The sequence below is a fragment of the Streptomyces sp. LN549 genome (assembly GCF_043203805.1).
Lineage (GTDB): Bacteria > Actinomycetota > Actinomycetes > Streptomycetales > Streptomycetaceae > Streptomyces.
In genome coordinates, this window is the sequence record NZ_JAZHRI010000002.1 from 8,122,072 (window position 1) to 8,134,163 (window position 12,092).

Here is a 12,092-nt window from a genome sequence, read left to right on the forward strand (position 1 = left end):
GAGTCCCGTCAACACTGCCGCCGACATCGCCGCCGGGACCGTCGACGACCGTGCCTGTGACCAGCCTGCGACAGGTCCGCGGCAGGCTGGTCGGGAGCCGGGTGCGCACGACTCGCGACGCGCTCGCATACTGGATCACGCAGGGGGCCGGGCGCCGATCCGTGTGCCCGTCGACCGTCGGGAGCACCGCATGAGCAGCGAGACAGCCAGGGGCGCCGATCCGGTACCGCCACCGCCCGGCGGAGTGCTGTGGAGCCTGTCCGGCGACGTCCGGGCGCTACTGATGCTGCCGGCGGCCCTCACGCTTCAGGTCGCCCATCCCGCGGTCGGTGCGGGCGTCGACGAACACTCCGTCTTCCGTACGGACCCGTGGGGGCGCGGGGAACGTTCCCTGAGCTCGCTCCAACTCTGGGTGTACGGGGGTGAGGAGGCCGCCGAGGAGGGGCGCAGGCTCCGCCGGCTGCACCGCACCATCCAGGGCACCGACACCCGCGGCCGCCCGTACCACGCACTGTCACCGGAGAACTACGCATGGGTGCACGCGACCGGCTTCCCGGTGTACCGGCACGGGGCTCAGTACCTCATCCGCCCGCTCAGCCGGGAGCAGGAGCGGGCGCTGTACCGGGAGTGGCTCCAGGTGGGCCGGGTGCTCGGGATCCACGACCGGGACATGCCGCAGACGATCGAGGAGTTCTGGCCCTACTACCGCGGCATGCTCGCCGACGAGATCGAACGGACCGTCGTCGTCGAGGAGCTCGTCGCCACAGGCGTCCCGGTGCCGCCCCCGGACCGGGGTCCCCTGGTGCTCCGGTTGCTGCTGAGGGCCCTGTGGCCGGCGCTACTGCCGCCGCTGGCGCGGTTCCGCAGCTTCCTCACCGTCGGGCTCATGCCGCCGGACGCGCGCGAGGCGATCGGACTGGAGTGGACGGATGCGCAGGAGCGCAGGCTGCGGCTGTTCTGCGCCGTGGTGCGCGTGGTGGTACCGGTGCTGCCGGAACGGCTGCGGTATCTGCCGCGGGCTCGCCGCGCACGGGCGGCCCACCGGGAAGCGCGGCGGCGCGGGGTCCGCTGACCGCGCTCACCGGCCGCCGCGCGGCGGAATCACGCCGAGGCGCGCCGGATCAGCTCGGTCGGCGTGATCACCGAATCGGCGCCGGTGGTCCCGTCGTTGAGCCGTTCCATCAGGAGCCGGACCATCAGCCTGCCCATTCCCACCACATCCTGACGGACCGTCGTCAGAGGAGGATCGGTGGCTTCGGCGACCGACTCCATGTCGTCGAACCCGACCAGGGCCACGTCCTGCGGTACCCGGCGGCCGTGTTCGCGCAGCACCCGCAGGGCGCCGGAGGCCATCAGGTCGTTGGCGGCGAAGACCGCGTCCAGATCCGGTCGCCGCTCCAGCAGCTGCGCCATCGCCCTGGCGCCGCCCTCGGTGGTGAAGTCGCCGTCCGCGACCAGGGCGGGATCGCCGTCGGGCAGCACGTCGGCGTAGCCGTCGATCCGGTCGAGCGCCGATGTCTGGTCGCGTGGACCCGCGATGTGCGCGATGTTCCGCCGGCCGAGCGAGACCAGGTGACGCACCGCCTCGCGGGCGCCGCCACGGTTGTCGCAGTCCACATAAGGGACCGCGAGCTCGGAGGCTGCGCCCGCCCGTCCCGGGCGGCCGCCGTAGACGGTCGGCACCCGGAACCTCCGGATGACCGCGGCCAGCTCGTCGTCGGTGTGCAGCGAGAAGGCGAGCACCCCGTCGACATGGCCGCCGGCCAGATAGCGGGTGACCCGCTCGAAGTCCCCGCTGCCCTCCACCAGGAGCAGTACCAACTGGGCGTCGTACACGCTGAGTTCACGACTGATGCCGCGGATGTGCTGAGAGAAGAAGGGGTCGGAGAAGATCCGGGCCTCGGGTTCGTCGATGACCACGGCCACCGCCCCGTTGCGCCGGGTCACCAGAGTCCGGGCGGCGTGGTTCGGTATGTAGCCGAGTTCCTCGACCGCCTTGCGGACCTGATCCACGAGCGGCTGCCGCACCCCCGCACCGCCGTTCACCACCCGGGAGGCGGTCGCCCGGGAGACTCCGGCACGGGCCGCCACCGCCTCCAGCGTGGGACGCGCGTCGTGAGGGGTGTCGGGGGTCGGACCGGGCAAGAGACGCTCCTCGGAGGCACGGAATGAGGCAGAGAGCGGCCGGGCCCGGCCACTCAGCGCGAACCTCGTCAGCCTAAGGGCTGTCACCGCCGGCCCGCGGCCGGGCACCATCGCGACCTCGGCCGCGTGGCGGGATGCCCCGGCGGACCTCGGCGGACCTCGGCGGAGCGCCGGACACCGAACCCCGTACGGGAGTCCGTCGAGGTCTGTTCGCACGGGCGCCGTCCGGGGTGCCTTCCGCCGATGCCGATACGTGTGCGGGGCGCCCACCGGGGCGCCCACCCGGGCGCCCACCCGGCGAACGGTACGTCTGCGGTTCCGTCCGCAGGTGTCCCGAGGGGTGCGGGGGACTTCGGCCGGTGGCGCCCCGTCCGGCGAACGGTTCCGGCCGGTGACGCGACCCTTCGGTGAGCGGCCACGGCCGTCGACCGGATCGGCACGACGCGGCAGGGGCGCCCCCTGTGCCTCGTCCGGATCGGCGGCGGCCGTACCCCGGCGCTCACCGTGCTGCTGGTGTGCAGCCGGCGCGGCGACGAACCCGCGGGCCGCGAGGCACGACAAGGACCTCTACGTCCTCCGGCCCCGGACCCTCAATATCGGCTCACAAACGGTCAACCCGATACCGCTTGTTGATCCCGGGAGATGCACACCGCGTGTGGTACTGCCTACGGAGAGCGAATTTCCAGCTTCCGTGAAAGGTGCCATTCGTGTCGCAGGACGATCAGAGAACGGGCGGCAGGGGGGATCTGTCGGTGACGGCGGATCTGCCCGGCGATCCGACCCAGGGCCGGCGCCCCACGACCGACCGGGTGGTGTTCGGCGTAACCGCGGCCCTCACCCTCGCCTTCGTGGTCTGGGGAGCCACCGCCACCGACTCCCTGGAGGACGTGTCCGACACACTGCTCAACGGTCTCCTCCACAACGCTGGTTGGGCCTTCATGCTGGCCGCCACCGGGTTCGTGGTATTCGCCCTCTGGCTCGCCATCAGCCGGTACGGAAATATCACCCTCGGCCAGGAGGGTGAGGAGCCGGAATTCAGGACCGTGTCCTGGGTCGCGATGATGTTCAGCGCCGGCATGGGCATCGGCCTGATGTTCTACGGGGTCAGCGAGCCGCTGGCGCACTTCACCGACCCGCCGCCCGGCACCCACCCCGCCGACGCCGCCGAGGCGCTGCAGACGGCGATGGCCACCACCCTCTTCCACTGGACGCTGCACCCCTGGGCGATCTACGCGGTGGTCGGGCTCGCCATTTCGTACAGCACCTTCCGGCGTCGCAGGCGGCAGACGATCAGCGCGGTCTTCGAACCGCTCATCGGCGCCCGCCTCGCCCACGGCGGTTTCGGCCGCCTGATCGACATCCTCGCCATCTTCGCCACGCTCTTCGGCTCGGCCGCTTCGCTGGGCCTGGGCGCTCTCCAGATCGGCAGCGGATTCCAGGAGCTGAACTGGCAGGAGAAGACGGGCACCGGGCTGCTGGTCCTGATCATCGCCGTGCTGACCGTCGCCTTCGTCGCCTCGGCGATCTCCGGCGTGGAGAAGGGCATTCAATGGCTGTCCAACATCAACATGGTGCTCGCCCTGATCCTCGCCGTCTTCGTGTTCATCGCAGGCCCCACGATCATCGTGCTTGATCTGCTGCCCACCTCGCTCGGCGCCTACCTCGGTGATCTGCCACAACTCATCGGACGTACCGAGGCGACCGGAGAGGGCAAGGTGGCCACGTGGCTGGGCAGCTGGACCGTCTTCTACTGGGCCTGGTGGATCTCCTGGACGCCCTTCGTCGGTATGTTCATCGCCCGGATCAGCCGGGGCCGGACGATCCGCCAGTTCATCGGAGGCGTCATCCTGGTGCCCAGCACCGTGAGCCTGGTCTGGTTCGCGATCTTCGGCGGAACCGCTATCAAGCTTCAGGAGGCCGGCAGGCTGAGCGGGGCGGACACCCCGGAGGCCCAGCTCTTCGGTGTACTGGACCAGTTCCCGATCGCCACCGTGATGAGCGTGCTGGTGATGGTTCTGGTCGGCATCTTCTTCGTCTCGGGCGCGGACGCCGCCTCCATCGTGATGGGCACCCTCTCCCAGAAGGGCATCCTCGAACCGGCCAAGTGGGTCGTCATCTTCTGGGGCGTCGTCACCGGAGCCGTGGCGGCGATCATGCTGCTCATCGGAAATGGCAAGGGCAATGCGCTGGAAGGTCTGCAGAACCTGACCATTCTGGTGGCCGCGCCCTTCACCATCGTGATGATCGGCATGTGCGTGGCCCTGATGCGGGACCTGCGCGAGGACCCGCTCATCGTGCGCCGCGAGTTCGGCGTGGAAGCCGTCGAGTCCGCGGTCATCGAGGGGCACGCCAAGTACGACGGCGACTTCGAGATCCGGATCGGCCCCGGCGGCAGCCAGATCACCACCGAGCGCCACGACAAGCCCGGTGGTCCGACGCCCGCCGGCGAATGATTCGTGTTCCGCACGGCATGCGGCGGCTCAGCCCACCAGCCGGGCCGCCGCCTCCGCGCACCCCAGAGCCACCGTCACGCCCGCGCCCCCGTGCCCGTAGTTGTGCACCAGGCGCCCGCCGCCGGGCAGTGACTCGGACTCGATCCGCACCCCGGCGTCCCGGGCCGGCCGCAGGCCCACCCGGTGCCCGATGACCCGCGCCCGGGCGATCTCCGGGCGGAACCGGGCGCACCGGGCCACGATCTCCTGCGCCGTACGGGGATCGGGCGCCGTGCGCCAGTCGTCGGCCCCTGCCGTACCGCCGAGCACCAGCCGGCCCGGCTGGGGGAAGAAATACGTCGTCTCGCTCGATGCCGGGTCCGCCTCGGTGAACCACTCCTCGATCCCCGGGTTCTCCACCAGGACCAACTGACCGCGCACCGGCCGCATCCCGGGATCCGGCACCAGCTCCCGGGCGCCGAGCCCCGTGCAGTTGACCACCGTCGCCGCCTCCGCGGCCGCCTCGTCGAACGAAGTGACGGTCCGCCGCTCCACCGTGCCCCCGGCCGCCCTGACCCGGCCCTCCAGCCACTCCAGGTGGACGGGCATGTCGATCAGCGGCAGCCGGCACCGCAGCCCCTCGGCGGTCTCCACGACATCGTTCACCTGCCCGGCCCACGGCCCGAGCGCGGCGAGCCGCTCGCCCCGGTGCACCCCCTCGACCAGCCGCACCCCGGTCTCCCGCGGATGGGCGGCCAGCTCCTCGTACCACCGCAGCGTGGCCAGCGACCAGTCACCCACCCGGTCCAGCGGCTCGATGCGGTACGGCCACCACAGAGCGCCCGCGACCGCCGACGTCGTATCCGCCGCCGGTGCCGCCGACCAGACCCGCACCCGGTGGCCACGGTCAGCGAGCACCATCGCTGTGGTGAGGCCACTGACCCCACCGCCCACCACGATCACATCCGGCACTGCTGCCCCGCTGCCCTTGTCCGCGCTGTCTCCGTTCATGGCCGGACGCTAACGGAAATCCGCCACGACTTGCTCACAACGGGTTCCGGACCGGGGCACCTCCTGCGCACGCCCGGTCCGCCTGACCGCCCGGACCGCCCTGACTGCCCGGGGCGGTCCGGCGGCCGATTAGGATCGGCACCCTGATGACTGCCACTCTCGTCGCCAAGGACCTCGCCGCCGGACACGGCGACCGCACTCTCTTCGCCGAGCTCGACCTCGTGGTCGCGCCCGGTGATGTGATCGGTCTCGTCGGAGTCAACGGCGCCGGTAAATCGTCGCTGCTCCGGCTGCTCGCCGGTCTCGACCAGCCGGAGGAGGGCGAGCTGCGGCTCTCCCCGCCCACCGCCACGGTCGGCCACCTGCCGCAGGAACCGGAGCGCCGCCCCGACGAGACCGTGCGCGAGTTCCTGGCCCGCCGCACGGGCGTCGCCGATGCCCAGGCCGCGATGGACACCGCCACGCAGGCCCTCGTCGACGGGGCGCCCGGTTCCGACGACGCGTACTCCGAGTCGCTGGAGCGCTGGCTCGCTCTCGGTGGCGCCGACCTGGACGAGCGGGCCGAGGAGGTCGCCGCGGACCTGGGTCTCACCGTCGGACTCGACCTGCCGATGACCGCACTCTCCGGCGGCCAGGCCGCCCGCGCGGGACTTGCCTCGCTCCTGCTCTCCCGCTACGACATCTTCCTGCTCGACGAGCCCACCAACGACCTCGACCTGGACGGTCTGGAACGGCTGGAACGGTACGTCTCCGGGCTGCGCGCCGGCACGGTCGTCATCAGCCACGACCGCGAGTTCCTGATGCGCACGGTCACCAAGGTCCTTGAACTCGACCTCGCCCAGCAGCAGATCAACCTGTACGGCGGCGGCTACGCGGCCTACCTGGAGGAGCGCGAGCGGGCCCGCCGGCACGCCCGTGAAGAGTTCGAGGAGTACGCGGACAAGCGCTCGGCGCTCGAAGGCCGGGCCCTGATGCAGCGTTCCTGGATGGACAAGGGCGTCAGGAACGCCCGCCGCAAGGCCACCGACTCGGACAAGATGGCCCGCAAGTTCCGCAGCGAGTCGAGCGAGAAGCAGGCCGCGAAGGCCCGGCAGACCCAGCGCATGATCGAACGCCTCGATGTCGTGGACGAGCCGCGCAAGGAGTGGGAGCTGCGGATGGAGATCGCCTCCGCCCCCCGTTCCGGCTCCGTCGTGGCCACCTTGCGCGAGGCCCAGGTCGTCCTCGGTGACTTCGCGTTCGGACCGGCCTCGCTCCAGATCGACTGGGCGGACCGGGTCGCCATCACCGGTGCCAACGGAGCCGGCAAGTCGACCCTCCTCGCGGCCCTCCTCGGCCGCCTCCCGCTGGACTCGGGGCACGCGAGCCTGGGCTCGGGTGTGGTCGTCGGCGAGGTCGACCAGGCACGGAAGCTGTTCCACGGCTCGGAGTCCCTCCTGGAGGCGTTCTGCGCGGCCGTCCCCGACACGGAACCCGCCGAGGTCCGTACGCTGCTCGCCAAGTTCGGCCTGCGCGCCGACCATGTGATGCGCCCCGCGACCACACTCTCCCCGGGCGAACGGACCCGGGCGGCGCTCGCCCTCCTCCAGGGCCGCGGCGTCAATCTCCTGGTGCTGGACGAGCCCACGAACCACCTGGACCTACCGGCGATCGAACAGCTGGAGTCCGCGCTCGACTCCTACACGGGGACACTGCTGCTGGTCACGCACGACCGCCGGATGCTGGAGGCGGTACGCACTACGCGCCGCGTCGAGGTGGCGGCGGGCCGGCTGACGGAGATCTGACGGGGCGAGGTCTCCAGCCCCTCCGTACCCCGTCCAGCCCCCCGGTTACGAGAAGGGGCGGGGTGGGGAGAAGGCCCGCCGCAGGCACCCCTCTCCCCACCCCGCCCCGATCCGGACCAGGCGTCGGCCGCAGCTACCGCTTCTTGCCGTCCTGCCCGGGATTCAGCAGCCCGGCCCGCCGCAGCGCGTCGGCCATCGCTCCGTTCGCCGTCGTCGCGGCCGGAGCCTGACGGGCGCCGCCGCCACCGTTGCCACCGCCGCCACCGCGCCTGTCACGCCCCTGGCCGCCTGGCTGACCGCCACGCGCGCCCGGTCCGCCCTGCCCCTGCCGCTGCCGCGGCGGACGCCCGCCGCGCTCACCGGCCGGGCCGCGTTCGCCACCGGAACCGGCCCCGGCCCCGGCGCCCGCCTCGTCGTCCAGCCGCAGCGTCAACGAGATCCGCTTCCGCGGGATGTCGACCTCCATGACCTTGACCTTCACGATGTCACCCGGCTTCACGACATCGCGGGGGTCCTTCACGAAGGTCCTCGACATCGCCGACACGTGCACCAGGCCGTCCTGGTGCACTCCGACGTCCACGAACGCGCCGAACGCCGCGACGTTCGTCACGACGCCCTCGAGCACCATTCCGGAGGCCAGGTCGCCGATCTTCTCGACGCCTTCCTTGAAGGTGGCCGTCTTGAAGGCCGGACGCGGGTCGCGCCCCGGCTTCTCCAGCTCCTTGATGATGTCGGTGACGGTCGGCAGCCCGAACTTCTCGTCCACGAAGTCGTCGGCCCGGATGGACCGCAGCACGCCCGTGTTGCCGATCAGCGAGGCGACGTCACTCCCCGTCCGCTTCACCATCGCACGGACCACCGGGTACGCCTCCGGGTGCACGCTGGACGCGTCCAGCGGGTCGTCGCCCCGGATCCGCAGGAAGCCCGCGCACTGCTCGTACGCCTTGGGGCCCAGCCGGGCCACGTCCTTGAGGCCCTTGCGGGAGCGGAACGGGCCGTTGGCGTCGCGGTGCGCAACGATGTTCTCCGCGAGCCCCGAGCCGATGCCGGAGACCCGGGAAAGCAGCGGCGCCGACGCGGTGTTGACGTCGACACCGACCCCGTTCACACAGTCCTCGACGACCGCGTCCAGCGACCTCGACAGCTTCACCTCGGACAGGTCGTGCTGGTACTGCCCGACGCCGATGGACTTCGGGTCGATCTTCACCAGCTCGGCAAGGGGGTCCTGGAGGCGGCGCGCGATGGACACGGCGCCGCGCAACGAAACGTCCATGTCCGGAAGTTCCTGCGAGGCGAAGGCGGAGGCCGAGTACACCGACGCGCCGGCTTCCGACACCATCACCTTGGTCAGCTTCAGCTCCGGGTGTTTGTCGCACAGTTCACCGGCGAGCTTGTCCGTCTCGCGCGATGCCGTGCCGTTGCCGATCGCGATCAGATCGACGTCGTGCGCCTTCGCCAGCTGCTCCAGCTTCGCCAGCGCCTGGTCCCACTTGTTGGCGGGGACGTGAGGGTAGATCACATCGGTCGCGACGACCTTGCCCGTCGCGTCGACGACGGCGACCTTCACTCCCGTACGGAAGCCTGGGTCCAGCCCCAGTGTGGCCCGCGTCCCGGCCGGCGCGGCGAGCAGCAGATCGCGCAGGTTGGAAGCGAATACGCGCACCGCCTCGTCCTCCGCCGCGGTGCGCAGCCGCAGCCGCAGATCGATCCCGAGGTGGACGAGGATCCGGGTCCGCCAGGCCCAGCGCACGGTGTCGCCCAGCCACTTGTCGCCGGGGCGCCCGCGGTCGTTCACCCCGAATCGGCGGGCCACCATGTTCTCGTAACTGGACGGGCCGGGCGTATCGGACGGTTCCTCCGGCTCCAGGACCAGGTCGAGGACGTCCTCCTTCTCGCCCCGGAGCATCGCCAGCACCCGGTGCGAGGGCAGCGCGGTGAACGGCTCGGCGAAGTCGAAGTAGTCCGCGAACTTGGCGCCGGCCTCCTCCTTGCCGTCCCGCACCCTGGCCGTCAGCCGCCCGCGCGACCACATGCGCTCACGGAGGTCACCGATCAGGTCGGCGTCCTCCGAGAAGCGCTCGGTGAGGATGGCGCGGGCCCCCTCCAGGGCCGCCGCTGCGTCAGCGACCCCCTTGTCCGCGTCGACGAAGGCCGCGGCCGCGGCGAGCGGGTCCGTCGACGGGTCGTCGAGCAGCCCGGAGGCGAGCGGTTCCAGGCCGGCCTCCCGGGCGATCTGGGCCTTGGTCCGCCGCTTCGGCTTGAACGGCAGGTAGATGTCCTCAAGGCGCGCCTTCGTGTCGGCGGCCCGGATCTGCGCCTCCAGCGCCTCGTCGAGCTTGCCCTGCTCCCGTACGGATTCGAGGATCGCCGCACGGCGCTCCTCCAGCTCCCGCAGATAGCGCAACCGTTCCTCTAGCGTGCGCAGCTGCGCATCGTCGAGCATCTCGGTCGCTTCCTTGCGGTAGCGCGCGATGAACGGCACGGTCGATCCGCCGTCGAGCAGCTCGACGGCCGCCTTCACCTGTCGCTCGCGTACGCCGAGCTCCTCGGCGATCCTGCCTTCGATGGACGTCGTCACGGTTCTACCGACTCGCCTTCTCCTGCTGGCTGTGCTGGTCGGGCCCGGGGCCGGCCGTGCCGGCCGGCCCGGAGCCACTCGTCTGCATTGTGCCGGGTGGCCGGGCGCCGTGTCGCCCGACCACCCCAGTTACCAGCCGCCGGTTTCCGGCAGGTCAGCCGGTCGCGTCCGACGGGAACGCGCCGGCTGCCAGCGCCGTGCCGAGGAATCCGCGGCCCAGCTCGGTCAGCCGGGCCACCCCCGCCCCGCCGAGGTGCTCGTACGGGGCCAGGTCCATCCGGTCCGTGGCCTCCTCCAGGCCGGCCCGCAGCGCGGTGCCCGCCTCCGTCAACTCGCCCTCGACGGTGAGAAGTCCGCGCTCGCGCAGTCGCGCTGACGCGTCCTCCCAGTCGGTGCGCCGCCAGCCCCGGGTGGCCAGGATCCAGCGCGGTGCCATGCCCTTGCCGGTGGCGGTGTGGCTGACGAGCGCCTCCAGCGGGTCGAGGCCCGCGGCGAGCAGCGCGACGAGGTGGGCGTCGCCGCGGTGCTCGCGCAGCAGGGTCGCGGCGTGCCAGTACGCCAGGTGCGGCTGCTCCGGCACCGGGAGATCGGCGTGCGCCGCGTAGAGCGGCCGGGCGTGTCGCGTGCAGCCCTCCGTGGCGCGCAGGGCGAGCTGTGCGGCCTCGGCCATCTCCGGGGAGGCGATGACCTCCGCGCCGAGCAGCCGGTGCAGCGTCGAGTCGGCGGCACGCAGCCGCGCCGCAAGGACCGCCTCGGGTGAGGCTATGTCCCAGACGGCGGGCACGTGCCGGGCCACGAGCTCGTGGTTGAAGTTGTAGAAGGTGGCGGTGACCGTGCCCGGACCGACCGCGCCCAGAGCGGCCGCGCGCGCGGCGAAGTAGGCGGCGGAGGGGTCGTCGATCCCGATCCCGCCGAGCTCCTCACCGAGGTCGGGGGAGAAGTAGAGCGCGGAGTGCAGCGGGTTGAGGGCGTTGTGGCAACGGCGGCCGGCGCGGGGCGGGAGAGTACTCATGCCCGCACGTTACCGACTGGTCGGTACGGGCCGGAACCCCGGGGAGCCGGTGACCTGCGCCGCATTCGGGCGTGGCAGGAAAGGTGGGAATCTCGTCATTGCGGCCAGCCGTGGGGCCGCCCAGGATGGCCGGTATGAAGCAGCGATCCGTACTCGTCGTCCTCTTCGACGGCATTCAGAGCCTCGATGTGACCGGGCCCATGGAGGTCTTCGCCGGTGCCTCCCGGTTCCCGGAGGTCTCGTACGAGCTGCGCACCGCCTCCCTGGACGGCGCGCCGGTGCGTTCCTCCTGCGGCCTGACGCTGGTCCCCGACGCCACCCTCGCCGACGCCGGAACGCCCCACACGCTTCTCGTCCCGGGCGGCCAGGGCACCCGGGACCCCGACCGCGCCCTCGTCGACTGGCTGCGCGTACACGGCCCGCGCCCCGAACGGCTCGTCTCCGTCTGCACCGGCGCCCTGCTCCTCGCCGCGGCCGGACAGCTGGACGGGCACCGGGTGACCACCCACTGGGACGTCTGCGACCACCTGGCTCGCACCTACCCAGCCGTCGAGGTCGAACCCGAGCCGATCTTCGTACGCGACGGGCGCCTCGCCACGTCCGCCGGGGTCACCGCGGGCATCGACCTCGCGCTCGCACTCGTCGAGGAGGACCACGGCCGGGAGGTGGCACTCACGGTGGCCCGGCACCTGGTGGTCTTTCTGCGCAGGCCCGGGAACCAGTCCCAGTTCAGTGCCCAGCTCACCGCCCAGACGGCTCGTCGCGAACCGCTGCGCGAGGTGCAGCACTGGATCACCGAACACCCGGGCGCGGACCTCTCCGTCGAGTCCCTCGCCGCGCGTGCCCGCCTCTCGCCGCGCCACTTCGCCCGCGCCTTCCAGACGGAGACCGGCATGACTCCCGGCCGGTACGTCGACCGCGTCCGCCTCGAACAGGCCCGTCGGCTCCTGGAGGACACCACCGACGGCGTCGCGGGGATCTCGCGCGCCTGCGGATACGGCACGCCGGAGGCGATGCGCCGGGCGTTCGTCAGGGCCCTGGGCGCGGCACCCGCCGAATACCGGCGGCGCTTCAGCTCCCACCCGGCGGGCGAGGCCCCCGACATCACCGAGTACCTCACTCACTGACCG

8 protein-coding genes and 1 pseudogene are annotated in these 12,092 nt (G+C 71.8%); 5 read left to right on the forward strand and 4 right to left on the reverse strand.

Annotation, left to right across the window (positions count from 1 at the left end):
• Positions 1–190 precede the first annotated feature (190 nt).
• Complete coding sequence (locus SH922_RS36090; RefSeq protein WP_393062757.1) at positions 191–1,072, forward strand: oxygenase MpaB family protein; 882 nt, start codon at positions 191–193, stop codon at positions 1,070–1,072.
• Positions 1,073–1,101: 29 nt separating this feature from the next.
• On the opposite strand, the gene SH922_RS36095 is transcribed toward SH922_RS36090, so the two are convergent.
• Positions 1,102–2,145, reverse strand: a complete 1,044-nt coding sequence (locus tag SH922_RS36095) for a LacI family DNA-binding transcriptional regulator (protein WP_393062758.1) — start codon at positions 2,143–2,145, stop codon at positions 1,102–1,104.
• A 420-nt stretch (positions 2,146–2,565) separates the two neighbouring features.
• Between SH922_RS36095 and SH922_RS36100 the strand changes: the two are divergent.
• Both SH922_RS36100 and SH922_RS36105 read left to right on the forward strand, forming a co-directional pair.
• Positions 2,566–2,700: pseudogene (locus SH922_RS36100) on the forward strand (carboxypeptidase); the annotation flags it as partial.
• Between the two features lie 152 nt (positions 2,701–2,852).
• Positions 2,853–4,598 (forward strand): BCCT family transporter, encoded by a 1,746-nt coding sequence (locus SH922_RS36105; RefSeq protein WP_393062759.1) that lies wholly within the window; start codon positions 2,853–2,855, stop codon positions 4,596–4,598.
• A gap of 27 nt (positions 4,599–4,625) precedes the next feature.
• On the opposite strand, the gene SH922_RS36110 is transcribed toward SH922_RS36105, so the two are convergent.
• On the reverse strand, positions 4,626–5,588 hold the full coding sequence (locus SH922_RS36110) for an FAD-dependent oxidoreductase (protein ID WP_393062760.1): 963 nt from the start codon (positions 5,586–5,588) through the stop codon (positions 4,626–4,628).
• Between the two features lie 146 nt (positions 5,589–5,734).
• On the opposite strand from SH922_RS36110, the gene SH922_RS36115 reads away from it, so the two are divergent.
• Entirely contained in the window at positions 5,735–7,372 is a 1,638-nt protein-coding gene (locus tag SH922_RS36115) for an ABC-F family ATP-binding cassette domain-containing protein (protein WP_393062761.1), read from the forward strand.
• Positions 7,373–7,505: 133 nt separating this feature from the next.
• Here the strand turns inward: SH922_RS36115 and SH922_RS36120 are convergent, their stop codons facing one another.
• Both SH922_RS36120 and SH922_RS36125 read right to left on the reverse strand, forming a co-directional pair.
• A complete protein-coding gene (locus SH922_RS36120) occupies positions 7,506–9,950 on the reverse strand; it encodes a Tex family protein (RefSeq protein ID WP_393062762.1) in 2,445 nt (814 codons plus the stop codon).
• Positions 9,951–10,104: 154 nt separating this feature from the next.
• The gene (locus SH922_RS36125) at positions 10,105–10,962 is read right to left on the reverse strand and encodes a hypothetical protein (RefSeq protein ID WP_393062763.1); all 858 of its coding nucleotides are present in this window, start codon (positions 10,960–10,962) and stop codon (positions 10,105–10,107) included.
• Positions 10,963–11,096: 134 nt separating this feature from the next.
• Here SH922_RS36125 and SH922_RS36130 point away from each other — a divergent pair, with 134 nt between their 5' ends.
• Positions 11,097–12,089, forward strand: a complete 993-nt coding sequence (locus tag SH922_RS36130) for a GlxA family transcriptional regulator (RefSeq protein WP_393062764.1) — start codon at positions 11,097–11,099, stop codon at positions 12,087–12,089.
• Positions 12,090–12,092 lie beyond the last annotated feature (3 nt).